This window comes from Streptomyces sp. NBC_00597, assembly GCF_041431095.1.
In the GTDB taxonomy this organism is placed as follows: domain Bacteria; phylum Actinomycetota; class Actinomycetes; order Streptomycetales; family Streptomycetaceae; genus Streptomyces.
Window position 1 is genome coordinate 3,456,403 of the sequence record NZ_CP107757.1, and the last position, 23,619, is coordinate 3,480,021.

General features: G+C 73.0%; 23 protein-coding genes. 12 read left to right on the forward strand and 11 right to left on the reverse strand.

Translation table 11 applies throughout. The features are described from left to right. Positions 1-101: 101 nt before the first annotated feature. On the forward strand, positions 102-1,241 hold the full coding sequence (locus tag OG974_RS15360; RefSeq protein WP_328765177.1) for an alpha/beta hydrolase: 1,140 nt from the start codon (positions 102-104) through the stop codon (positions 1,239-1,241). Between the two features lie 66 nt (positions 1,242-1,307). Continuing rightward, positions 1,308-2,159 (forward strand): DUF4429 domain-containing protein, encoded by an 852-nt coding sequence (locus tag OG974_RS15365; protein WP_327283266.1) that lies wholly within the window; start codon positions 1,308-1,310, stop codon positions 2,157-2,159. Positions 2,160-2,396: 237 nt separating this feature from the next. On the opposite strand, the gene OG974_RS15370 is transcribed toward OG974_RS15365, so the two are convergent. Further along, positions 2,397-3,416, reverse strand: a complete 1,020-nt coding sequence (locus tag OG974_RS15370) for an aldo/keto reductase (protein WP_371643445.1) — start codon at positions 3,414-3,416, stop codon at positions 2,397-2,399. Continuing rightward, positions 3,413-3,808 carry a MerR family transcriptional regulator gene (locus OG974_RS15375; protein ID WP_327283268.1) on the reverse strand — a complete coding sequence of 132 codons (396 nt, stop codon included), beginning with the start codon at positions 3,806-3,808 and terminating at the stop codon, positions 3,413-3,415. The genes OG974_RS15370 and OG974_RS15375 overlap by 4 nt, the downstream gene beginning before the upstream one ends. A 52-nt stretch (positions 3,809-3,860) precedes the next feature. On the opposite strand from OG974_RS15375, the gene OG974_RS15380 reads away from it, so the two are divergent. Continuing rightward, positions 3,861-4,697: a serine hydrolase domain-containing protein gene (locus OG974_RS15380; RefSeq protein WP_329313443.1), complete on the forward strand. Its 837-nt coding sequence runs from the start codon at positions 3,861-3,863 to the stop codon at positions 4,695-4,697. Positions 4,698-4,737: 40 nt separating this feature from the next. Here OG974_RS15380 and OG974_RS15385 read toward each other — a convergent pair whose 3' ends face one another. Continuing rightward, positions 4,738-5,391, reverse strand: a complete 654-nt coding sequence (locus tag OG974_RS15385) for a pirin family protein (protein ID WP_371643447.1) — start codon at positions 5,389-5,391, stop codon at positions 4,738-4,740. An 81-nt stretch (positions 5,392-5,472) separates the two neighbouring features. Here OG974_RS15385 and OG974_RS15390 point away from each other — a divergent pair, with 81 nt between their 5' ends. From OG974_RS15390 to fabF, 5 genes are all read left to right on the forward strand, one after another. Then, the gene (locus tag OG974_RS15390) at positions 5,473-6,678 is read left to right on the forward strand and encodes a helix-turn-helix domain-containing protein (protein ID WP_327283271.1); all 1,206 of its coding nucleotides are present in this window, start codon (positions 5,473-5,475) and stop codon (positions 6,676-6,678) included. Positions 6,679-6,767: 89 nt separating this feature from the next. Beyond that, positions 6,768-7,700 carry an ACP S-malonyltransferase gene (locus OG974_RS15395; protein ID WP_328762644.1) on the forward strand — a complete coding sequence of 311 codons (933 nt, stop codon included), beginning with the start codon at positions 6,768-6,770 and terminating at the stop codon, positions 7,698-7,700. 19 nt (positions 7,701-7,719) lie between these two features. Further along, positions 7,720-8,724 carry a ketoacyl-ACP synthase III gene (locus OG974_RS15400; protein WP_327283273.1) on the forward strand — a complete coding sequence of 335 codons (1,005 nt, stop codon included), beginning with the start codon at positions 7,720-7,722 and terminating at the stop codon, positions 8,722-8,724. Positions 8,725-8,782: 58 nt separating this feature from the next. Then, positions 8,783-9,031: an acyl carrier protein gene (locus OG974_RS15405; protein WP_030227178.1), complete on the forward strand. Its 249-nt coding sequence runs from the start codon at positions 8,783-8,785 to the stop codon at positions 9,029-9,031. Between the two features lie 79 nt (positions 9,032-9,110). Then, the gene (gene fabF, locus OG974_RS15410) at positions 9,111-10,376 is read left to right on the forward strand and encodes a beta-ketoacyl-ACP synthase II (RefSeq protein WP_327283274.1); all 1,266 of its coding nucleotides are present in this window, start codon (positions 9,111-9,113) and stop codon (positions 10,374-10,376) included. A 64-nt stretch (positions 10,377-10,440) separates the two neighbouring features. On the opposite strand, the gene OG974_RS15415 is transcribed toward fabF, so the two are convergent. Further along, positions 10,441-10,935, reverse strand: a complete 495-nt coding sequence (locus OG974_RS15415; protein WP_030160508.1) for a DUF3145 domain-containing protein — start codon at positions 10,933-10,935, stop codon at positions 10,441-10,443. Between the two features lie 249 nt (positions 10,936-11,184). Here OG974_RS15415 and OG974_RS15420 point away from each other — a divergent pair, with 249 nt between their 5' ends. Then, a complete protein-coding gene (locus OG974_RS15420) occupies positions 11,185-12,081 on the forward strand; it encodes an SGNH/GDSL hydrolase family protein (protein WP_327283275.1) in 897 nt (298 codons plus the stop codon). Positions 12,082-12,180: 99 nt separating this feature from the next. Here the strand turns inward: OG974_RS15420 and OG974_RS15425 are convergent, their stop codons facing one another. After that, the gene (locus tag OG974_RS15425) at positions 12,181-14,658 is read right to left on the reverse strand and encodes a glycoside hydrolase family 3 C-terminal domain-containing protein (RefSeq protein ID WP_329313445.1); all 2,478 of its coding nucleotides are present in this window, start codon (positions 14,656-14,658) and stop codon (positions 12,181-12,183) included. Between the two features lie 185 nt (positions 14,659-14,843). Between OG974_RS15425 and OG974_RS15430 the strand changes: the two genes are divergently transcribed. Further along, positions 14,844-15,422, forward strand: a complete 579-nt coding sequence (locus OG974_RS15430; protein ID WP_327283277.1) for a TetR/AcrR family transcriptional regulator — start codon at positions 14,844-14,846, stop codon at positions 15,420-15,422. Here the strand turns inward: OG974_RS15430 and OG974_RS15435 are convergent. After that, positions 15,419-16,069 carry a hypothetical protein gene (locus OG974_RS15435; protein ID WP_329313447.1) on the reverse strand — a complete coding sequence of 217 codons (651 nt, stop codon included), beginning with the start codon at positions 16,067-16,069 and terminating at the stop codon, positions 15,419-15,421. The two genes, OG974_RS15430 and OG974_RS15435, sit on opposite strands and share 4 nt — an antisense overlap. A 186-nt stretch (positions 16,070-16,255) precedes the next feature. On the opposite strand from OG974_RS15435, the gene OG974_RS15440 reads away from it, so the two are divergent. Continuing rightward, positions 16,256-16,969, forward strand: coding sequence for a carbon-nitrogen hydrolase family protein (locus tag OG974_RS15440; protein WP_327283279.1), 714 nt, complete (start codon positions 16,256-16,258; stop codon positions 16,967-16,969). A 92-nt stretch (positions 16,970-17,061) separates the two neighbouring features. Here OG974_RS15440 and OG974_RS15445 read toward each other — a convergent pair whose 3' ends face one another. The 3 genes from OG974_RS15445 to OG974_RS15455 all read right to left on the reverse strand — a co-directional run bounded on the left by OG974_RS15445 (position 17,062) and on the right by OG974_RS15455 (position 21,220). After that, complete coding sequence (locus OG974_RS15445) at positions 17,062-18,654, reverse strand: DUF2142 domain-containing protein (RefSeq protein ID WP_328762651.1); 1,593 nt, start codon at positions 18,652-18,654, stop codon at positions 17,062-17,064. 13 nt (positions 18,655-18,667) lie between these two features. Continuing rightward, positions 18,668-20,344 (reverse strand): hypothetical protein, encoded by a 1,677-nt coding sequence (locus OG974_RS15450; protein ID WP_371643452.1) that lies wholly within the window; start codon positions 20,342-20,344, stop codon positions 18,668-18,670. 288 nt (positions 20,345-20,632) lie between these two features. Then, on the reverse strand, positions 20,633-21,220 hold the full coding sequence (locus tag OG974_RS15455) for a DUF1707 and DUF4190 domain-containing protein (protein ID WP_328762653.1): 588 nt from the start codon (positions 21,218-21,220) through the stop codon (positions 20,633-20,635). A 131-nt stretch (positions 21,221-21,351) separates the two neighbouring features. Between OG974_RS15455 and OG974_RS15460 the strand changes: the two genes are divergently transcribed. Beyond that, positions 21,352-22,077, forward strand: a complete 726-nt coding sequence (locus tag OG974_RS15460) for a hotdog fold domain-containing protein (RefSeq protein ID WP_327283283.1) — start codon at positions 21,352-21,354, stop codon at positions 22,075-22,077. A gap of 19 nt (positions 22,078-22,096) precedes the next feature. Here the strand turns inward: OG974_RS15460 and OG974_RS15465 are convergent, their stop codons facing one another. After that, positions 22,097-23,092 (reverse strand): EI24 domain-containing protein, encoded by a 996-nt coding sequence (locus tag OG974_RS15465; protein ID WP_328762655.1) that lies wholly within the window; start codon positions 23,090-23,092, stop codon positions 22,097-22,099. 67 nt (positions 23,093-23,159) lie between these two features. Then, positions 23,160-23,582: an organic hydroperoxide resistance protein gene (locus OG974_RS15470; RefSeq protein ID WP_327283284.1), complete on the reverse strand. Its 423-nt coding sequence runs from the start codon at positions 23,580-23,582 to the stop codon at positions 23,160-23,162. Between the last annotated feature and the right edge of the window lie 37 nt (positions 23,583-23,619).

Sequence of the window (23,619 nt, forward strand, 5' to 3'; positions counted from 1 at the left end):
TGGTCCCAGTGAACCTGCCCGGCCTCGCCCCCTCCATCGTCGGCGCCGACCCGCGCCCTGCCGCCCTGCGCACCCTGCTCGCGCTCGCGGTGGTCTTCATCATGCTGGCGACCACCGGCTGGACCGCGGTGCACCGCCCCGACGCGGGCACCTCGCTGCGGGCCGCCGCCCTCGCCTCCTGGGCCACGGCCCGGATCGACGGCCGGCCCCTGCCGCCCGCCGACGCCCCCGTACGGACGGTGGCCCGGTTCTTCGCCGGCCTGGACGGATCCCAGCGGGCCCGGCTCGCCGAGGGGTACCCCCTGGTCGTCGGCAACCTCGACGGGGCGCCCGCAGCCTTGCGCTACCGGGCCAACCTGCGCGGCCTGGAACAGGCCGAGCGGGTGGAGGACGCCCGCAGCCGGGACGTCAGCCTGACCCCGGCCGACCGCTCGACGGCCAGCCGGCGCTCCCACCGCTTCGCCTCCCTGGCCGAGCCGGGCCGGCAGATCCTCGCGTTCGACCCGACCGGCAACGGCCGCGTCGCCGAGGTCTTCGGCGACCTCGACAAGGCCGACCGGATCTCGGTGGTCGTCCCCGGCGTCGACACCGACGTGCTCACCTTCGAGCGCAGCCAGCGCCGCCTGACCGCCCCCGTCGGCATGGCGCAGTCGCTGTACGAGGCCCAGCGCACGCAGGCCCCCGGCAGCCGGACCGCGGTCATCGCCTGGGCCGGCTACACCGCGCCCACCGGGGTCGGCATGGACGCCGCCACGGGTCGGATGGCGATGGACGGCGCGGTACGACTGGAGGCCCTGACGGCGGCGCTGCCCGGGGACGCGGGCGTGGCGCTGTTCTGCCACAGCTACGGCTCGGTGGTGTGCGGGGTCGCCGCGCACGCACTGCCCCGGCGGGTGTCGGACGTGGTGGTGGCGGGCAGCCCGGGGATGCGTGCGGATTCTGTGGCCGGCCTGCACACGTCGGCCCGGGTCTGGGCCACGCGCGATTCCGGGGACTGGATCGCGGACGTGCCGCACGTGGAGGTCGGCGGGGTCGGCCACGGTGCGGATCCGGTGTCGCCGGAGTTCGGGTCGCGGCTGCTGTCCTCGGCGGGGGCGAAGCTCCACACCGGCTATTTCGAGCCAGGCACCGGATCCCTGGACAACTTCGCCAAAATCGGAACCGGTGCGTTCGGTTCCGTTGTGTGTGCGAGCGGCGACGATGCGTGCCGCCGTGGAATTTCCGGGACAGACGGGGACTGACACGTGTAGAGCCGCGGAAAACGGTCTCCGCACCGAGGGGGACGCACGGGGGTGCGTCCCTTTACCATGTGCCGCATGGGTGACGTACTGGCCGGAAATCATGCCGTCTGGGAGTTCGACTCGGACTCGTTGGTCATCCGCTTCGCACGGGGGATGAGAACACCGAAACTCCTTCATGCCCTCGGGGCGCGGCGGATCCCCTTCGAGGCGTTGTCGGGGGTGACGGTGAACGCGACCGGGTCCGGAGGAAAACGGGACGCGGTGGTGCTGCGTGCCGTGCCGCGGGCGGGTGCGGATCCGCTGATGGAGGTCGCGGCAGGACAGCTGCGGGAGGTCTGCGACCCGTACCGGCTCGTACTGCCGGGCGACCGGGCCGGGCGGGCTGCCGAGTTCGCGGACGCCGTACGGGCCCGGCTGGGCCCCGGATCCGACGGTCCGGCGGAACGATTCCTCGTCCAGGTGCCGGAGCCGCCGCTCCAGCTGAAGGCGTACGACGCGCGCCTGGGGTTCGACGGCTCGACCGTCACCTTCCACTGGTCGCGCACGGGCGCCACGAGCGCCAAGTGGAAGGCGGGCGACCAGCGTTGTCCACTGTCCGCGCTGACCGGGGTCGAGTGGCGCACGCCGGAGGGCCCCGGCGGCCACCTGCGGCTGCTGCGCAGGGACGCCGCCGCCGATCCGCGCCCCGACCACGACCTGGCGTCCGCGGTGTTCGGCGTCGGGTACGGCTCGGTGCACGAATCGCTGCCGTTCGCGGCGGCCGTCCTCGCCGCCCTGCGCGGCCGCACCCCGGTGGCCTCGGTCCCGGCGGCCCGCACGGACGAACGCCTGCAGCACCTGAGCGAGCTGCACAGCGCGGGGCTGCTGACGGACGCCGAGTACTCGGCGCTGCGCGACCGCTTCACCGCCGAAGCCTGACCTCCCCGGCCGGACCCCGGCGCCGCCCCGGGTCGGGCCCGGCCGGGCCCTGGCCAGGCCCGGCTGACCCGGCGCGGACCGGCTGGCCCGGCGCGGCCCGGCTGACCCGGCGCGGACCGGCTGGCCCGGCGCGGACCGGCCGGCGACCGGTCGACGGTCGTTCCCGGGGTCCCGCCGCCGAACGCCGGGAGGCATTGCGGCGGCGGCGCCCGTACGGGCCCGGTCCGCTCGGCCGGCTCAGTCCTCGCGGGCCGCGGACGTCCAGGTCATGTCCGGGTAGCGGTCGCCCGCGACCTGGGCGGCGATCGGCTCCAGCAGGGCCAGCTCCGCCGGCGTCAGGGTGATCCGGGTCGCCGCGGCGTTCTCCGCGAGGCGGCCGGGCTTGCGGGTGCCCGGGATCGGGACCACCGTCAGCCCGTGCACCTGCGCCTGCTGGTGCACCCAGGCCAGCGCGATCTGCGCCGGGCTCGCCCCGTGCGCCTGCGCGATCTCCCGGACCGGCGCCAGCAGGGCCGCGTTGGCCTTGGCGTTGTCGCCGGTGAACCGGGGCTGGAAGCGGCGGAAGTCCGCCGCCGACAGATCGGCCGCCGCGTCCGAGAACGCGCCGGTCAGGAAGCCGCGCCCGAGCGGGGAGTACGGCACGAAGGCCACGCCCAGCTCCGCCGCCGCGCCCACCGCGCTGCGCTCCACGTCCCGGCTGAACAGCGACCACTCCGACTGGAGTGCCGCGATCGGGTGCACCGCGTACGCCTCGCGCAGCTCGGCGCCGGTGACCTCGCTGAGCCCCAGGTGGCGCACCTTGCCCTCCTGTACCAGCTCGGCCATCGTGCCCACCGACTCGGCGAACGGCACGGCCGGGTCGCGCCGGTGCATGTAGTAGAGGTCGATCACGTCGGTCCCGAGCCGCCGCAGGCTGTCCTCGACGGCCTGGCGGATGTACGCGCGGTCGTTGCGGATGCCCCGGTACTGCGGGTCGTCGCTGCGCGCGATGCCGAACTTGGTGGCGAGGGTGATCTCGTCGCGGCGCTCGGCCACGAGCGGCGCGAGGAACTCTTCGTTGGCGCCGCGCCCGTAGGTGTCCGCCGTGTCGAAGAGGGTGACCCCGGCGGCCAGGGCCGCTTCCAGGGTGTCGCGGGCGCGGGCCTCGTCGGTCTCGCCGTAGAACTCGCTCATGCCCATGCAGCCGAGGCCCTGGACGCCCACCAGCGGGCCTCCCTTGCCGAGTTCAACCTGCTCGATGGTGGTGTTCTGCGTCATTGCTGTGTCGCCTTCCCCGCGGTCGTGCCCGTGGCATACATGTCGATCTTGAAGTCCAGTACGGCGAGTGCGTCGGTCAGTTCCGTGATCCGCGCGCGGACCTCGCGCCGCGTCTGCTCCAACAGTTCGCGGCGCTGGTCGACGGTGTGCTCGCCCTCGCGCACAAGTTCTGCGTAGCGGACCATGTCGGCCACCGACATCCCGGTGGTGCGCAGCTTGCCCACGAAGGCGAGCCAATGGAGGTCCTTGTCGCTGAACCGGCGCTGTCCCGAGTGGGAGCGGTCCACGTGCGGCATCAGGCCGATCCGTTCGTACCAGCGCAGGGTGTGCTGGGTCAGACCGGTCCGGGCCTCGACCTCGCTGATCGTGTACCGCGTCTGCGTCAGGCTCATGGCGACCACGCTAAAACCTTGGAGTGCACTCCAAGCAAGTAGGCTCGGCCGCATGGAGAGCGTGGAGACCCTACAGAGCCTGCGGACCATCGAGAACTGGCCGGTACCGACCGCCGCGGCGGCCGTCGTGCGCGCGGACGGGAGCCTGGCCGGATCCCACGGGCCCGTCGACCACCGCTTCGCGCTGGCCTCGGTGACCAAGCCGCTCGCCGCGTACGCCGCGCTCGTCGCGTACGAGGAGGGGGCGATCGAGCTGGACGAGCCGGCCGGGCCCGAAGGTTCGACGGTCCGTCACCTGCTCGCGCACACCAGCGGGCTGGCCTTCGACGAGCACCGTGCGATGGCCGCGCCCGGCACGCGCCGGCTGTACTCGAACGCCGGTTTCGAGGTGCTCGGCGACCACATCACGAAGGCCACCGGCATCCCCTTCGCCGAGTACGTGCACCAGGCGGTGTTCGAGCCGCTGGGCATGGCCTCGACGACGTTGGAGGGCTCGCCCGCCAAGGACGGCGTCTCGACCGTGTCCGACCTCGTCCGCTTCGCGGCGGAGCTCCAGGCGCCGCGGCTGCTGGACGTGCGCACGGTCGCGGAGGCCACCTCCGTCGTCCACCCGGGCCTCAAGGGCGTGCTCCCGGGGTACGGGATCCAGTCCCCCAACGACTGGGGGCTCGGCCTGGAGATCCGCGACGGCAAGGCCCCGCACTGGACGGGCGCCTCGTCCTCGCCGCGCACCTTCGGCCACTTCGGGCAGGCCGGCACCTTCCTGTGGGTGGACCCGGACGCCCGCGTCGCGTGCGTGGCGCTGGCCGACCGCGCGTTCGGCCCGTGGGCCGTGGAGGCCTGGCCGCCGTTCACCGACGCGGTCCTCGCCGAACTCGCCGGCCGCTGACCTCCGCGCCGCTCCGGCGCCCGATCCGCAGGAGCAGGCCCTAGGGCAGCTCCCAGATCAGCAGTTCTCCCGGGGACCCGGCGACGATCTCCAGGTTCCGTTCGTCGGTGATCCGTGCCGCGTCCCCGGGGCCGAGCTCTTCCCCGTCCAGGCGCAAGTCCCCGCGCACCACGTGCAGGTAGACCCGCTGCGCCGCCGGTACGGCGACCCGCTCGCCCGCGCCCGGCCTGCGTACGTGCAGGACGGCGCCGGCCGCGGGGACCTCGTACGGGGTGCCGTCGGCGAGACCCGTCACCAGCGTGTACGAGGGCTCCCCGCCGGGGGCCTGCGGCGCGAGCCACAGCTGCACGAAGCGCAGCGGCACGGCGCCGTCGTTGCGCTCGATGTGCCGGGCGCCGGATCCGGCGCCCAGGTGCTGTACGTCTCCCGGGTGGACCAGGGTGCTCTCCCCGGTGCTGCCCTTGTGCGCGAGCTCGCCCTCGACGACCCAGGTCACGATCTCGGTGTGGCTGTGCGCGTGCTCGTCGAAGCCCGCGCCCGGGGCGAGGGTCTCCTCGTTGCAGGCGATGACCGGGCCGAAGCGCAGGTTGTCCGGGTCGTAGTGCCCGCCGAAGGAGAAGGCGTGCAAGGTGGTGATCCCGGCGTCCGGATCCCCGCCCCCGTACCGGTCGGCCCCGCGGCGTACGTCAATCATGAGTGCCACCGTAGTCCCCCGGAGGACGGCCGCCACGGGACCGGACTCCGCGCCGCCGTCCCGATAAGGCAGTCTTGTCCCGTGCCCCAACCCGAACGTGAGCATTCCCCCGCGCATCCCGCTCCCGCCCATCCGCACGCCGCGACGCTGCGCCGACTGGAGAAGTCCTCCGGCCGGCTCGCCGCCAACGCGATCGCCCGCATGGACGAGGCCCTGCCGTGGTACCGGGCGATGCCCCCGGAGAACCGGTCCTGGATCGGCCTGGTCGCGCAGGCCGGCATCGCCGCGTTCACGGAGTGGTTCCGGCACCCGGAGACTCCGCAGGCGATCTCGACGGACGTCTTCGGGACGGCTCCGCGCGAGCTGACCCGGGCGATCACCCTGCGCCAGACCGTGGAGATGGTCCGTACGACGATCGAGGTCATGGAAGCCGCGATCGAGGAGGTCGCGGCGCCGGGCGACGAGTCGATCCTGCGCGAGGCGCTGCTGGTGTACGCCCGGGAGATCGCGTTCGCGACGGCCCAGGTGTACGCGCAGGCCGCCGAGGCGCGCGGGGCGTGGGACGCCCGGCTGGAGTCCCTCGTCGTGAACGCGGTGCTGTCGGGCGAGGCCGACGAGGGCGCGCTGTCGCGGGCGGCGGCGCTCGGCTGGAACTCGCCTGAGCACGTGTGCGTGGTGCTCGGCACCGCGCCGGAGGGCGACAGCGAGCTGACGGTCGAGGCGATCCGGCGCGCGGCCCGCCACCACAAGCTCCAGGTGCTGACGGGTGTGCTCGGCGACCGGCTGGTGGTGATCGCGGGCGGCAGCGACAACCCGATCCAGGTGGCGAAGTCGCTGATCGGGCCGTTCGCGGCGGGCCCCGTGGTGGCCGGTCCGGTGGTTCCCGATCTGCTGAACGCGACCAAGTCCGCTCAGGCCGCGGCGGCCGGGCTGAAGGCGTGTACGGCCTGGCAGGACGCCCCGCGGCCGGTCCTGGCGGACGATCTCCTGCCCGAGCGCGCGATCGCCTCGGATCCCTCCGCGCGGGAGCAGCTGGTGGAGGAGATCTACAGACCGCTGGAAGAGGCGGGGTCGGCGTTGCTGGAGACGCTGAGCGTGTACCTGGAGCAGGCGAGCAGCCTGGAGGGGGCGGCGCGGATGCTGTTCGTGCACCCGAACACGGTGCGCTACCGGCTGCGACGTGTGACCGACGTCACCGGCTGGTCACCCTCCGATGTTCGCTCGGCGTTCACGCTGCGAATCGCCTTGATCCTCGGGCGTCTGGCCGACGGCGATCTGCAGTCCTAGACTTTTGTCGGACATCAACAATTACCCCGACGGTTCTTGGTCCCTGTCCCCACGGGCGGCGGGGACCATCCACAAGAGAGAGTGTGAGGGTGCTCGTACTCGTCGCTCCCGGCCAAGGCGCACAGACGCCCGGCTTCCTGACTCCCTGGCTCGACCTCCCCGGTGCCGCTGACCGCGTCGCCGCCTGGTCGGACGCCATCGGGCTCGACCTTGCCCACTACGGCACGAAGGCGGACGCGGACGAGATCCGCGACACGGCGGTGGCGCAGCCGCTGCTGGTGGCCGCCGGTCTGTTGTCCGCTTCCGCGCTCGCCCCCTCCGATGGGCACGGCCGTGCGGCCTTCGGTGCCGTCGCGGGCCACAGCGTCGGTGAGATCACGGCCGCCGCGTACGCCGGTGTGCTGTCCGACGCGGACGCGCTGTCGTTCGTACGGACGCGCGGTCTGGCCATGGCCGAGGCCGCGGCCGTCACCGAGACGGGCATGGCCGCCGTGCTCGGGGGCGACCAGCAGGTCGTCGTCGCGCACCTGGAGAAGCTGGGCCTGACGCCGGCCAACATCAACGGAGCGGGCCAGATCGTGGCCGCGGGCACGATGGAGCAGATCGAGGCCCTGGTCGCCGAGAAGCCCGAGGGCTCCATGAAGGTCGTCGCCCTCAAGGTCGCGGGCGCCTTCCACACGCACCACATGGCTCCCGCGGTCGCCACGCTGGAGAAGGCCGCGCAGGCCCTCGCCCCGGCCGACCCGGAGCTGAAGTACGTCTCGAACAAGGACGGCCACGTCGTCACCACGGGCGCCGACGTCGTCGCCCGCCTGGTCGGCCAGGTCGCCAACCCGGTCCGCTGGGACCTGTGCATGGAGACGTTCGGCGAGCTGGGCGTCACCGGGATCATCGAGCTCAGCCCGGGTGGCACGCTGACGGGTCTGGCCAAGCGCGCGCTCAAGGGCGTGCCGACCGTGGCCCTGAAGACGCCGGACGATCTCGAAAAGGCCGCTGCGCTCCTCGCCGAGCACGCGGCCTGAGAGAAGGAGCCCACACAGCATGTCGAAGATCAAGCCTGCCAAGGGCTCCCCGTACGCCCGCATCCTCGGCGTCGGCGGCTACCGGCCGACCCGCGTGGTCTCCAACGAGGTCATCCTGGAGACGATCGACTCGTCCGACGAGTGGATCCGCTCCCGCTCCGGCATCGCGACCCGGCACTGGGCCTCGCCCCAGGAGACCGTCGCGGCGATGTCGGTGGAGGCCTCCGGCAAGGCGCTGGCCGATGCCGGGGTCTCGCCCGAGCAGATCGGCGCCGTGATCGTTTCGACGGTCTCGCACTTCAAGCAGACGCCCGCCGTCGCGACCGAGATCGCGCACCGGATCGGTGCGGTCAAGCCGGCCGCGTTCGACATCTCCGCGGGCTGCGCCGGCTTCGGCTACGGCCTGACGCTGGCCAAGGGCCTGGTCGTCGAGGGTTCGGCCCAGTACGTGCTCGTCATCGGCGTGGAGCGGCTGTCGGACCTGACCGACCTGGAGGACCGCGCGACGGCCTTCCTGTTCGGTGACGGCGCCGGCGCCGTGATCGTCGGCCCCTCGGACGAGCCGGCCATAGGCCCCACGGTGTGGGGTTCGGAGGGCGACAAGTCCGAGACGATCAAGCAGACCGTGCCGTGGGACGAGTTCCGCAGCACGGACAGCGCGCAGAAGTTCCCGGCCATCACGCAGGAGGGCCAGGCGGTCTTCCGCTGGGCCGTCTTCGAGATGGCCAAGGTGGCCCAGCAGGCGCTCGACGCCGCCGGAATCACTGCCGAGGACCTGGACGTCTTCATCCCGCACCAGGCGAACATGCGGATCATCGACTCGATGGTGAAGACTCTCAAGCTGCCGGAGCACGTCACGGTCGCCCGTGACGTGGAAACCACCGGCAACACGTCGGCCGCCTCGATCCCGCTCGCCATGGAGCGGCTCCTGGCGACCGGAGCGGCGAAGAGCGGCGACACCGCGCTCGTCATCGGCTTCGGGGCGGGGCTCGTCTACGCCGCAACGGTCGTTACCCTCCCCTAGGGCTCCGGATCCGTATCCAGCCCTGTTTCACCTCAGTTAGCTAGAGAAGGAGCGCCACATGGCCGCCACCCAGGAAGAGATCGTCGAAGGTCTCGCGGAGATCGTCAACGAGATTGCCGGCATCCCGGTCGAGGACGTCGAGATCGGCAAGTCCTTCACCGACGACCTGGATGTCGACTCGCTGTCCATGGTCGAGGTCGTCGTCGCCGCCGAAGAGCGCTTCGACGTGAAGATCCCGGACGAGGACGTCAAGAACCTCAAGACGGTCGGCGACGCCGCTGACTACATCCTGAAGCACCAGGCCTGAGCCTGACGAGCGTTTGTCGCCACCCGGCGGTGGCGCCGTGACAATTCAGCACCCCCTGAGACGTGGAGAAAGAATTCCTGTGAGCCCGACCAATCGCACCGTGGTCGTCACCGGTATCGGCGCAACCACTCCGCTGGGTGGCGACAGCGCTTCGACCTGGGAAGGTCTGCTCGCCGGTCGTTCCGGCGTCAAGCCCCTTGAGGGCGAGCGCTTCGCCGAACTCCCGGTCCGTATCGCCGCCCCGGCCGCCGTGGACCCCAGTGAGGTCCTGCCGCGCCCGCTGGCCCGCAAGCTGGACCGCTCGGCCCAGTTCGCCGTCATCGCAGCCCGTGAGGCCTGGGCCGATGCCGGCTACACCGCCCCGGCGGGCGAGGACGCGTCCATCGCGCCCGAGCGCCTGGGCACCGTGATCGCCTCCGGCATCGGCGGCGTCACCACCCTGCTCGACCAGTACGACGTACTGAAGGAAAAGGGTGTGCGTCGGGTCTCCCCGCACACCGTCCCCATGCTCATGCCGAACGGCCCGTCGGCCAACGTCGGCCTGGAGGTGAACGCCCAGGCGGGCGTGCACACCCCGGTCAGCGCCTGCGCGTCCGGCGCCGAGGCCATCGGCTACGCCGTCGAGATGATCCGTACCGGCCGCGCCGACGTGGTCGTCGCGGGCGGCACCGAGGCGGCGATCCACCCGCTGCCGATCGCCGCGTTCGCCAACATGATGGCGATGTCCAAGAACAACGAGAACCCCGAGCAGGCCTCCCGCCCGTACGACAAGGCCCGCGACGGCTTCGTCCTCGGCGAGGGCGCGGGCGTCGTCATCCTGGAGTCCGCCGAGCACGCCGCCGCGCGCGGCGCCCGGGTGTACTGCGAGGTGCTGGGCCAGGGCCTGTCCGCGGACAGCCACCACATCGCGCAGCCGGAGCCGACGGGCCGCGGTGTCGCAGCCGCGGTGCAGAACCTGCTGGACAACACGGGTCTCGACCCGGCCGAGCTGGTCCACCTGAACGCGCACGCCACGTCGACCCCGCAGGGTGACACGGCCGAGCTGAAGGCCCTGCGCAAGGTGCTGGGCGACGACCTCGACCACATCGCGATCTCCGCGACCAAGTCGATGACCGGTCACCTGCTGGGCGGCGCCGGCGGTATCGAGACCGTCGCGACCGTGCTCGCGCTGTACCACCGGATCGCCCCGGCGACCATCAACGTCGACGAGCTCGACGATGACATCGACGCGGACATCGTCGTCGGCGAGCCGCGCAAGCTGCCGGCCGACGGCCCGGTCTCCGCGATCAACAACTCGTTCGGTTTCGGCGGCCACAACGTCACCCTGGCGTTCCGCACGGTCTGACGCCCCGAGCCGCACGCAGAAGGCCCACCCGGGAGACCGGGTGGGCCTTCTGCGTGCCCGGGGTTCAGACGACCTGGTGGAGCCAGCGCACCGGGGCGCCCTCTCCCGCGTAGCGGAAGGGTTCCAGCTCGTCGTCCCAGGGCTTGCCGAGCAGTTTGGCGATCTCCGCCTCCAGGTCGGTCTCGCCGCGGGCGGACCGGGCCAGGGCGGCGCGCAGCCGGTCCTCGGGGATCAGGATGTCGCCGTGCATGCCGGTGACGGCGTGGAAGATGCCGAGCTCCGGGGTGGAGCTGTAGCGCTCGCCTTCGGCGGTGGGGCAGGGTTCGGCGGTCACCTCGAAGCGCAGCAGGTGCCAGCCGCGCAGCGCGGAGGCGAGCTTCGACGCGGTGCCGGCTTCGGCCTGCCAGGAGAACTCTGCTCTCCATGTGCCGGGTGAGGCGGGCTGCCTGATCCAGTCGAGGTTCACCCGCACCCCGAGCACGCCCGCAACTGCCCATTCCACGTGCGGGCAGAGCGCGCGCGGTGCGGAATGCACGTACAGAACTCCACGTGTCGTCACCGGGACCTCCAGTGTGGGACGAGGTCGGGAATAAACTCCAGAAAAAGGACAGAATGTGACGTGATGTAATGTAACGGAAATTATTTGACATTGCGCAACGGGACCTGCGGCCGAAACGCCACGGGAAAAAGCTACCGTGCGCCAGGGGTCATGGTGTGACGTACGGTCGGTCCGAGGCCGCCAAACACCGAGCTTTCACTCAGCAGGACGCCCCCGGAGTACGCGGGGCGACGAGGAGGGAACCACCCGATGCGCACCACCGCCCCGCGACGCCGCGCACGCCGGACACTCGCCGGAGCGGGCGCGGCGATGGTCGTCCTGACCGGTGCGCTGACCGGGTGTCAGTCGGGCGGGTCGGCCACGGAGGGCGAGCGGGGGGCCCAGGCCGGGCCGCGCTGGAACACCGCCCCCACGTCGATCGCCGCCGTCGGCGATTCCATCACGCGGGGCTTCGACGCCTGTTCGGTGCTGGCGGACTGCCCGGAGGTCTCCTGGGCCACCGGGAACGACCCCGCCGTGCACTCCCTCGCCGCCCGGCTGCTCGGGGACGCCGGGGTGCCGGAGCGCAGCTGGAACCTCGCGGTGACGGGCTCTCGGATGGCGGACCTGGCGGGGCAGCTTGCCTCGGCTGCGGAACACAAGCCCGACCTGGTCACGGTGATGGTGGGCTCGAACGACGCCTGCCGCCCGCTGGCCTCGTCGATGACTCCGGTGGCGGATTTCCGGGCGGGGTTCGAGAAGGCCCTCGCCGGTCTGCGGGCGGCCTCTCCCGCGTCCCAGGTGTACGTCTCCAGCGTGCCGGACCTGCAGCGCCTGTGGGAGCAGGGCAAGGACAGCCCGATGGTGCGGCAGATCTGGAAACTGGGGATCTGTCAGTCGATGCTGGCGGACCCGCTGTCGGCGGCGACGGGGGCGACGTCCCGGCGCGAGCAGGTGCGGGCGCGGGTGGTCGAGTACAACGAGGTGCTGCGCGAGGTCTGCGCGAAGGACCAGCTGTGCCGCTACGACGGCGGTGCGGTGTTCCAGTACCCGTTCGCCGCCGACCAGTTGAGCCACTGGGACTGGTTCCACCCGGGCAAGGACGGGCAGGCCCGGCTCGCAGAGCTGGCGCACCGTCAGGTGACGGCGGCCGAGCCGCCGCGCTGACGCGCAACGCGTCGCAGACGGCGCCGGAGGGACCGGGGGCGGGTGTCAGGGCCCGCCCCCGGCCCGGCTCATGGGTGATTTCCGGCCAGTCCGGATCTTCTAGATCTCCAGGGTCGCCGTCAGCCGCGTGTCGCCGTGGGCGTGGCTCGCGCGGACCTCGTAGGCGCCGTCGATGCGCTGCCAGCGGCCGGCCGGCTCGTCCCAGATCTCGAAGGCCCGGGCGGGCAGGGCGATCTCGGCCTCGACGCTCTCCCCGGGGCCGGCCTCGACCCCGGCGAAGGCGGCCAGCCAGCTCGCGGGGCGCTCCACGGTCGCGCTCTGCGCGCCGTCGGACGCGGTGTCCACGGGGGCGAGGTAGAGCTGGACCACCTCGCGGCCGGGCCGGGTGCCGGTGTTGGTGATGCGGACCCGGGCGGTGGTGCCGGTGACCTCAAGGGACTCGTACGCCCAGTCGGTGTAGCCGAGGCCGTGTCCGAACGGGTAGGCGGGGGCGATCCCGTGGGCCTCGTACGCCCGGTAGCCGATGAGGAGCCCCTCGCGGTACTCCAGCCGGCCGCCGTCCGGGACGACCTCGGTGACGGGCACGTCGGCGAACCGCGCGGGCCAGGTGGTGGGCAGCCGCCCGCCCGGCTCCGCGTCCCCGAGCAGCACGTCGGCCAGCGCGGCCCCGCCCTCCTGCCCGGGGAACCAGGCCAGGAGCACGGCGGCCACCTCCTCCCGCCACGGCAGCTCCACCGGGGAACCGGCGTTGACGACGACCACGGTGTTCGGGTTGACGGCGGCGACGGCGCGCACCAGGTCGTCCTGGCGGCCCGGCAGGGCGAGGTCCTGCCGGTCGAAGCCCTCCGATTCCACGCGCTCGGTGGTGGCGACGACCACGACCGCGGTGTCGGCGGCGCGCGCGGCGGCCACGGCCTCGGCGATCAGCTCGTCGGCGTCGCGCTGCGGGCCGAGGTGGAGCAGCGAGAACATGATCGCCTTGAGCGGCAGGGTGGTCGTGTCGGGGACCTGGAAGGTCAGCGAGACGTCGACTGCCTCCCCCTCGGCGAGGTCGACGCGGCCGCGTTCACTGGGGGCGCCGAAGAAGGCCTCGAAGGGGTCGGCCTCGTCGCCCATCGGCTGGACGCCGTCCCAGAGGGTCTCGCCGCCGACGGCGAGGGCGAACGCGCCGAGCCCGCGGGTGCCGAAGGCGTGCGCGCCGCTCTCGCGCGGCACGAAGGTCCCGGTGACCTCGATGCTCGCCATGGTCTCGTACGAGGCACCCGCGGGCAGGTCGTCGCCGATCCACTGGACCTGGCCGGTCGGCAGGCTGCCCTCGCCGAGGACGGCGCCGGAGGCGTCGCGGCAGATCGCGCGGAGCTCGAAGCCCTTGTCGGCGGGGGTGAGCTCCTCGCTGGGGTCGGCGCCGACGGCGAAGGTCAGCGATCCGGCGGGCAGGGCCGCGGTCAGCCCGTCCAGCGGGGAAACGATCCGTTCGGGGAAGACGGTGGCCGAACCGCCGCCCAGGACGCGGGCGTCGCGGGCGGCGGCCCCCAGCAGGGCGACGGTGCGGCCGGGTGCGGCGTCCAGCGGCAGGGCGCGCCGCTCGCCGGCCACGGGCTCGTTGCGGACGAGGACGAAGCCGCGGGCGGCGATCTCGCGGGCCAGCGCCTGACCGTCGATCTCGGCCGGGGGCCCGGTGACGGCTGCGGGGGCGCCCTCCAGGATCCCGACACGGGCGGCGAGGCGCAGTACGTTGCGCACGGCCTCGTCCACGGCGGACTCGGGGACCTCGCCGGCCCGGACGGCCTCCGCGAGGGGAGGGCCGTAGACGGTCTGCGGTCCGGGCATGGCGACGTCGAGGCCGCCGAGGATGTCGCCGGTGGTGGAGCGGGCGGCCATCCAGTCGGAGACGTTGCACCCGTCGAAGCCCCATTGGCCCCGCAGGACGTCGTTCACGAGGTACTGGTGCTCGGTCATCGTCGTGCCGTTGACGCGGTTGTACGCCGTCATGATGCCCCAGGGGTGGGCATTGGCGACGATGGCCTCGAAGGGCGCCAAGTACAGCTCGCGCAGCGGGCGCGGGGCGATGACGCTGTCGACGGTGAACCGCTCGGTCTCGGCGTCGTTGCCGACGAAGTGCTTGACGGTGGTGCCGACGCCGCCGTCCTGGACGCCCTTCACGTAGCCGGTACCGATGGCGCCGGTCAGGTACGGGTCCTCGGAGTAGCACTCGAAGTGCCGGCCGCCGAGCGGGGAGCGATGCAGGTTGACGGTGGGGGCGAGGAGGACGTGGACGCCCTTGCGGCGGGCCTCCTGGGCGAGGAGCCGGCCGGCGCGGCGGGCGAGCGCCGGATCCCAGGCGGCGGCGAGCGCGGTCGGGGAGGGCAGTGCGATGGACGGGTCGTCGGCGGTCCAGCGCACGCCGCGGACCCCGATGGGGCCGTCGGACATGACCAGGGACTCCAGCCCGATCTCGGGAACGGCGGGCAGGGACCACATGTCCTGGCCGGCCAGCAGGCGGGCCTTGGTGTCGAGGTCCAGTTTGCCGAGCGCCGCCTCTACGGCGTCGTGGCGGGCCTGATCGGCATCGGTCACGGCCGTGCCTCCTCATCGTGTGCGTGCGGTGGGGTGTGGTGCGGGCGCCGCGGGGGTGTCCCCCATCGTGGACCTGATACCTGTAGAGCGGTAGGGTTCGTAATGCGTTCGTGATGTTCCGATAGCGTACGTACAGCTCCGCCGCCGAGGCGGGGCGCGGCGTGGACGGAAGGGGAGCCGGGGCGATGGCCAGGGCGAGGAGCGAGGAGCGGCGCGGCGACATCGTCCGCGCGGCGGTCGAGGTGATCGCGGAGCGCGGCTACCGCGGCGCGTCCCTGGGCGCGGTGGCCGAGCGCGTCGGCCTGACCCAGCAGGGGCTGCTGCACTACTTCCCGACCAAGGAGGCGCTGCTGGTCGCGGTGCTGGAGGAGCGCGACCGCTGGGACACCGGCGGCGGCTCGCGCGCCTCGGCCGGCACCTGGCGCCTGGAGCTGCTGGCCTCGCTGGTGGAGTACAACGCGATGCGTCCCGGCATCGTGCAGACCTTCTCGGCGCTGCTGGGCGAGAGCGTCACCGACGGGCATCCGGCGCGGGAGTTCTTCACCGAGCGGTACGCCCAGGTGCGCGCCGAGATGGCGGCGGTGCTCCGCGCCGAGTTCGGCGACCGACTCCCCTCGGGCCTCACCCCGGAGCAGGCGGCGCCCCTGCTGACCGCGGTCATGGACGGCCTCCAGTACCAGTGGCTGCTCGCCCCGGAGTCGGTGGACATGCCGGCGGCGTTCCGCTCCTTCCTGGCCCTGCTGCGCGGGCCCGAAGCGTCCTAGGGCCGGCCCAACAGCGGGTCGTGGACGGCGCAGCGCGGGCGCCGGGACGGGGCGGGGACCCGGTAGTAGACCCGGTCGCGCAAGCGTCCCGTCCAGGGCTCCCGCTCCGAGCGCCGCTTGACCAGGAGATGGCGGCTGCTGCCCGCCTCCAGGTGGGTGCGGTACGCGGCGAGCAGCTGGTCCGAGGCGCCGAGGAAATCCCGGATCTGGTCCTCCACCAGGCAGAACGGGCAGTGCGCTCCGGGCGGCAGGTGGAACTGGCGGCCCTCCGGATGGTCGTCGTCGGCGAAGGCGGTCAGCGCCGTCGCACCGCTGAACATCACGCACACGCCCAGGACCTGGGGCCCCGCGGCGCCCGCCGCCTGCCGGATCAGCCCCTGGAACTCCTCGGCGTCGACCCGCCGAATACGGGCCGCCAGGCTCCGCATCGCCGCCAGCAGGCTGTGCACCGCGGCCACCAGGGACACCAACGCGACCGCGACCACGGCCCAGGGCGGCGCGGTGGACGCGAGCAGGCACAGCACGCCCGCGTTCAGGGCGGCCATGAGGAGCACCGCCACCCGCAGGCCGGCGCCGCTGGTGCGGACCATGCGGTACGACACGACCAGGAAGGCACCGGCGAGGACCGGTCGGATCCAGTCGGGCATCAGCCGGCCCTCCGTCAACTCCGGCGAACACACGGGCCGTTACAGCATCGCCCGGCCGCACCGCCACGTCGAGCCCCTCGTCGGTGCCTGCCTCGAACCCTGCCTCGAAGCCTGCTTCGGGACGCACGGCGGGCCGCACGTCTGCCCGCCCGTCGGGAGCTGCGGCCGCGCTGGCATGCTGAGTTCGTGAAGATCGCAGCAGCGCAGCTCAACTGCGTCCCGGCCGACGTCCCCGCCAACACGCGGCGCAGCGTCGCACTCGCCGTACGGGCCCGGGCGCAGGGCGCCGAGCTCGTCGTGTTCCCCGAGTTCACGCTCACCGGCTACGAGTTGGAGGCCCTGGCCGCCGACCCCGGACTGTGGATGGCGGACGCCGACGACCCCCGGCTGGATCCGCTGCGGTCCGCCGGCCTCGCCGTCGCCGTCAATGTCGCGCTGCGCACGACCGGCCCGCTGCCCGCCATCGCGACACTGGTGTACGGGGCGGACGGCGCGCACCTGACGACGTACACGAAGCAGCACCTGTACCGGCACGAGCAGGGCGCCTTCGTAGCCGGCGAGGGCCCGGGCCGCTTCACGCTCGGCGGGATCCGCTTCTCGCTCGGCATCTGCTACGACAACCACTTCCCGCAGCTCGCCGCCCGCGCGGCGGCGGACGGCTGCCGGGTCCACCTCGCGAGCTCCCTGTACGGGACGGGCGACGGGATCCGGGAGCGGGCGAGCGTCCACACCGGGATCGCCGAGGAGCACGGCCTGTACGTCGCCCTCGCCAACCACGTCGGCCCGTCGGGCCCGTGGACCGGCTGCGGCCGCGCCGCGCTCTGGGCCCCGGGCGGCGCGCTGCTCGCCGAGGCCGACGACCGTACGGCCTCCGTGGTGACGGCGGACGTCGGCCCCTGACGGCCGCCGGCGCGCCGGCGCGGCGGGACACCGGCGCGGCGGGACACCGGCGCGGCGGGACACCGGGCGGCCCCTCGGGACGTGGACCGCCGTCAGCCGACCGCCGGGACCTTCGAGTGCCGTCCGGTGCGCGTGCTGTCGTCCCGCTGCACGGGACCCTCCGCCGGAGCGGCCCCGCGGTCCCGCACCAGCGCCGGCAGAACCAGCGCGAACGCGGCCGCCGTGTACACGCCGGTCCACAGCACCCAGCCGCCGGGCGGCACCCAGTGCGCCGAGAACGGCACCCACGGGCCGTTGACACCGACCGCGAAGCGCCGCAGGGCCCAGAAGAACGCCGCCGCATTGGCCAGCGCGAGCCCGGCCGCGCCGAAGCCGACCAGCCTGCGCCACGGGAACCCCTGCTCGGGTGCCCTGCTCGCGCAGATCAGCACCGCCATCAGCGGCAGGCCCACGGCGAACGGCAGCAGGTAGCGGCCCTGCCAGACCATGCCGAGCTGCTCCGCCTGGGAGGCTTGCGCGACGACCGGCACCACGACGATCGCCACCAGCATGCCGATCAGCGCCACCGCTTCGCGCGCCCGCCCGTACGCCAGCCCCAGCGCGGTGAGGACCGCGATCACGCCGAGCCAGACCAGCCAGGTGAACGCGGGCGCCGGGGTGTCCAGCCAGCCGAAGTAGCCGAGCATCTGGTGGACGTACGTCTCGGTGTTGCCGAAGGTCTGCCGGGCGGCTTCCTTGGCGGTGAGCGTCTTGGGCGTGTTGATCACCGAGTTGTCGGGGTGCGCACGGGCCCAGAGCAGCGCACCGGCCGTGGCCGCGCCGAGCAGGGCCGTCCAGACCCACAGGGCCTTGCGGCGCAGCACCGAGCGCACCACGCCGCGGTGTGCCAGGAGCAGGCCGAAGAAGACCGCGCCGGAGAACCAGATCAGCCCGAGCGGGCGGATGTTGATCAGCACCAGCCCGCCGATGCCGACCCGGGCCAGGCGCCGGTTCAGCAGCCTCGGATCGGGCGACATCAGGATCGACAGCAGGGCCGTCCAGACGAGGATGCCGGCGGCGATCTCGCCGCCGCTGGGGTTGACCATGCCGGCCATGTAGAGGGCCATCGGCGTGGCCGCGGTGAACACGCCGAGCAGGGCGAGCGAGCGCCCGCGCCGCCATTCGGCGGCCGTGACCACGGCACCGGCCAGCAGGGCCGAGCAGAGCGCGGCCGACATCAACCGCATCAGGTACAGCCCGTTGGGGCCCTTGACCAGCAGGCTCGGCCAGCCCGTGGCGAGGTAGTAGGCCGGGTGGTAGCGGCCGGCGGCGGTGGTGACCTGGACGATCTTCTCGGAGTGCCCGATCCGGGGCGCGCAGGAAGCGGGTTTGTCCTCGTGCCAGGCGTAGCACTCGTGCTGCTTGGGCAGCGGCCCGTACCACTCGGGCAGCTGTACGCCGGTCTCGGCGAACTTGCCCTCGATGCCCGCCACCATGTGCGGGACCATCACCTCGGGGCCGCCGATCTGGCCCCGGGCGACGGCGGCCGCGCGGATGAAGTGGGCGTGCTCGTCAGGGGAGCCGCCGAGCGGGGTGGCGGCCGACCAGGAGGCCGCGAGCGTGAAGAACAGCGCGAAGGCGATGGCCCAGAGCCGCTTCGGGGTCCGGGCCGACCAGTCGGCCAGGCGCGTCAGTGCGGAGATCATCGCTTCCCTCTGATCATCGGATGTAGCTCAGCCAGCTCTGGTCGCCGTCCTTGGAGCACTCGTGCTTGGGCGCGAACTTCGGGCACTTCCCGTCCTGCTTCCGGATGGTGTGCGAGACCCACGGCAGGATCCGGTAGGTGCCGTCCTGGGCCGGCATGTAGCGGTCGGACATCGAGGAGGAGACCGTGCCGAGCAGCAGCAGGAGGGCGCAGAGGGTGCCGATCACCGCTCCCTCGCGGCCGGGGAAGCCGACGGCGCTGCGAACCGGGGAGGTGCTGCCCGGAACGGGTGCGCCCGCACCGGTCGCGGTGCGGCGCTCGGCCAGCTTCAGCGAGACCAGGTGGGCCACCAGTGCGCACAGGATCAGACCGCAGTAGAGCAGCTGGTTGTTGGTGCGCGTGTACAGCTGGACGGTCTGCGTCTCGTACATGTGGGAGGCGATGTACATGCGCATCACCCACGCGCTGATGAACATCGCGGCGATGGTGACGACGAGCGGCTTGCGCAGGCCGAGCCAGATCGCGGCGCCCAGGCAGACGAAGGTCACCAGGGCGAACAGCCCCACCCCGCCGAACTCGCCCGGCGGCGGCCAGTCGCCGACCTTGCCCGGCATGTCGGTGCGCCACATCAGGTAGTAGGCCGGGTCGGTGAAGTTGTCGAAGCGGAAGTTGTAGTCCTTGGTGGTCTGCCCTTCCTTCAGCATGACCATCAGGTAGCGCCCGGCGACCACGAGGAAAGCCGCCAGGGCTGCGCCCATGAACGCCGCGCCCTTGACCCGGCCCGTCCGCCACGGGAAGTACAGCAGGGCGGCGAACAGCACGCCGGCCGCGCTCCACAGGAACCAGCCCGAGTAGGTGAGGAACAGCACGCCCAGCAGCGCGCCGAACCCGGCGCCCTTGAGCAAGAGGGGCCGCCAGCCCTCGGTGCCGCTGCGGCGCAGCGCCACGACCATCGCGACCAGGACCGGGATGAGCAGCGCGAGCACCGTCTGGCTGTACGGCTTGTACGCGTCGATCAGCGCGAAGGCGGGCACGACGCCGAAGGCGAGCGCCCGGAGCGGGCTCAGCAGCATCCGCCAGGCCAGGTAGACGAGCGGGCCGAAGGCGGCGGCGCCGAGGATCTGCAGGTCCTTGAAGGCGTACGCGGTGTTGCCGCCACGGAACCACTCGGCGTAGTAGCCCAGGGTGTAGAGCGGCATCGGCGGGTAGACCGGCGAGCCCGAGGGCTGTCCGTTGGCGACGGCGTGGGCCCATTCGACGATCCGGCCGCTGTCGCCGTTGAGGCCGAACATCGGCCAGGGCGTGCCCAGCAGCGCGACGACCGCGCCCGCCGCGACGAAACCGCTGGCCAGGCCCGCGACGGCCGCGGCGGCTATGCGGGTCGCGAGGTCGAAGTGGCGGCCACCGCGCAGCCGCATCGCCAGCAGTACGGCGGCGACGAACAGCAGCCCGATCAGCGCGAACCGCAGCTGGATCGCGGCCAGGCCGCTGACCTGCGCGATCCGGTTCAGGGGGTTGAGCTTGAACCCGCGCGCCAGCAGCGGGAGGGCCAGGGCCGCGGCGAACGCCACGGCGGCTTCCAGCAGCAGGAGCCCAGCGCGGGAGCGCAGCGCGCGGCGCGGGGCCGGGCCCGCGGATTCCGGGGCGCCGGGTGCGTGCGCGGCCGGTCCGCTCGGGGGAACAGGGCGCACGGCCGCCGACCCCTCGGTACTGACTGTCACTGACGGTGTCCCTACTGCTGGTCGGTGCGCGGCGCGACGGCCGGTCGGCGTTCTCGGTGAGCCACTGCCCGGCTCCGGGCCCGCAGGTCCGGTGCGCCGAAGCCGTGACGGCTCCGGACCCGTGCGGCGGGCGGCGGGCGGCGGGCCGGGGGACGGTGTGGGACGGCCCCGGCTCTTGCCGCCACGCATACTATCGGGCCGCCTGTGACGGGTGCGGGTTCCGCGACGGCGGCCGTCGCCACAGGGAGAAGGCGCAGGTCAGTCGAGGACGCCGAGTCCGGCGAGGAGGAAGAGGAGCACCCAGCCGCCCAACGACAACCAGCCGAGCACCAGGCCGATCGTCGCGGGAGCCGTCCCCTCGTCCCCGCGGGCGCGGATCTGTGCCTTGGCGACGTGCCCGGTGATCACGGCGCCCAGGCCCGCGAGGCCGAGCGTCGGCAGGCTCAGTACGCCGAGCGCGAGCGAGGCGATCGCCATCCCGTTGACCGGACGGTGCGGTACGGGCATGGGCATCGGCATCGGAACCGGCGGCCCGTAAGCGGCCGGCAGCCCGGGCACCGCGGCACCGAACGGAGCCGCCACGGGCCCCGCCGGCAAGTCCGCGACCAGCTGCGCGAGCTGGCCGTACGTCTGCGCCTGGTACACGGCGTCGAAGCGCTGCCCGTACTCCTCACGGGAGAGTCGGCCCTCCGCGTAGGCGGCCTTGAGCACGTCCACCGTCCGGTCGCGGTCCGTGTGCGAGGCGCGCATCGCGGACTGCGCGGTGTGCGCGGGCTGCCACGGCTGCCCGTACGGCTGCTGCTGCGGGCGGACCGGGTACGGCTGCCCCCACGGCTGTTCGGCCATCCGGCCACCTCCGAAACCCCTGCGCGCGGTGCGCGCCTCCAGGATGGAGGACGAAAGGGCAGCCGCGGTAGTTGCGGGCCTCCCGGGCCGGTACCTGCGACGAGGGCGACGCGTGTGATGAGGTGGCGGGCATGACCGACTCGATGACGATCACGGTTCCGGCCCACCTCAGCGGATATCCCGGAGTGGCGTTCGGCGGCTACGTGGCCGGGGTGCTGGCCGCGCGGGCGGCCGCGAAGACCGTACGGGTGGACTTCCGCCGGCCGGTGCCCACGCAGGCCCCGGTCCGGCTCGCCCCGACGGCCGGCGGCGGCGCGGAGCTGTTGGACGGTGAGCTGCTGCTGGCGGCGGCGAGCCCGGCCGAGCCGGCCGTGGAGGCCCCCGGGGCCCCGTCCTGGGAGCAGGCGTCGGCGGCGGCCGAGGCCTACCGGACGGCTCCGCCGGACGGAATGGTCGACTGCTTCGGCTGCGGCCTGCACCGCACGCCCGACACCGGACTGCGGCTGCACTGCGGCCGCGTGCCGGGGAGCGCGGTGGTCGCCGCCGCCTGGACCCCCGGCGCCGCACTCGGCGACGCGGACGGGCTGCTGCCGCCCGAGCTGGTGTGGGGCGCGCTGGACTGCCCGGGCAACGCGGCCGGCCGACTGCTCGACGACCGGCGGGCCGGTGCGGTCACCGCCGCCCTGACCGCGCGGCTACTGCGGCCGGTGCCGGTCGGCGAGGGCCTCGTCTCGTACGCCTGGCTGCTGGGCAGCGAGGGCCGCAAGTACCGCGTGGGCACGGCCCTGGCCACCGCCGGTGGCGACCTGTGCGCGGTCGCCGAAGCCCTCTGGGTGGAGCCCCGCTCCCAGGCTTAGGCTCCGGGCCGCGGGGAGGTCAGCGGTACGGGTTCGACGCGGGCCCGTGGTTTCCGGCCTCGCCGCCGCCCGGGTACTGCGGGGGCTGGTACTGCGGGGCCTGGTACTGCGGGGGCTGCTGCGCGTACGGGTTGTGCTGGGGCGCCGGGTACTGCTGGGGCGCCGGGTACTGGGGCTGGGCCGGGTACTGCGGCGCCGCGTACGGGGCCTGCTGCTGCGGGAGCGGGTGGGAAGGACGGCCTGGGTCCTCGGCCCCGTCTGCGGCGGTTCGTTCTTCGTCCTCGCCGCGCAGCTCCCGGACCATGAGCGTGGCTCCGGCCACCGCACCCGGCATCAGGAACACCGCGACCAGCGGCACCAGGAACGCCAGCACCAGCGGTACGCCGAAGCCGAGCGCCATCGAGCGGCGGCCGCGCAGCAGGGCGAGGCGGTCCTTCAGCTCCACCTCGCGGCGCTGGAGCGCCACGGCGGTGAGCTCTTCGGTGAGGAAGAACCCGGACACGCAGAACCCGACCACCGGGATCACGGTCTGTCCGACCACGGGGATGAAGCCCAGTGCGAAGAGCGCGATCCCGTACAGCAGCACCCGGACGAGCACCTTGATGCTGTCCCGGGCCGAGATCCACAGCTCCCGGGCCAGCGGCAGCCCGGATTCGGGGGCGTCGCCGCCGACGCTGCGGTCGACCTGCTCCGAGAGGGACTCGTAGAACGGCTGGCCGATGAGCAGGGTCACCGCCGTGAAGGTGATCACCGCGATGAAGAGGCCGAGGCAGAAGACCAGGGCGGTCAGGAAGCCCCGGAAGAGGCCGAGCCAGGGAGAGCCCCAGTCGTCGGCGAAGGGCGTCGCCCATGCCGTCAGGTCGTCGGCGCCGTAGCCGAGCCCGACGAGTGCACCGGCGTACAGCACCAGTGCGAGCAGCCCGGGCAGCAGGCCGAAGCCCAGCCACCGGCCGTTACGGAACACCCATCTCTGTCCGGCCAGCAAATGGCCGAATCCCCCCGCAAGATCACGCATGGGCACAGCTTACGGCGAAGGCCGCACCCCGGGATCGGGGTGCGGCCTCCGGTGAGCGCGAGCCGGATCAGACGGCGAGCTCGACCGTGATGTTGCCGCGGGTCGCCTTGGAGTACGGGCAGACCTGGTGGGCCTTCTCGATCAGGTCCTTGGCGGTGGCGGGGTCCACGTTCGGGATCACGGCGGAAATCTTGACGATGATGCCGAAGCCCTCGTCGTTCTTGCCGATGCCGACCTCGGCGGTGACGGTCGAACCGGAGATGTCCGCGTTCTCGTTGCGGGCGACGACACCGAGGGCGCCCTGGAAGCAGGCGCTGTAACCGGCGGCGAACAGCTGCTCCGGGTTGGTGCCGGCGCCGCTGCCGCCCATCGCCTTCGGCGGGTTCACGACGACGTCGAGCTGGCCGTCGTTGGTGGCCACACGGCCGTCACGGCCGTTCTCGGCGGTGGCGACAGCGGTGTAGACGACATCGGACTGCTGGATGGACATGTAAAGAGATCCTCCTGGTAATCGCCGTGACTCGCGC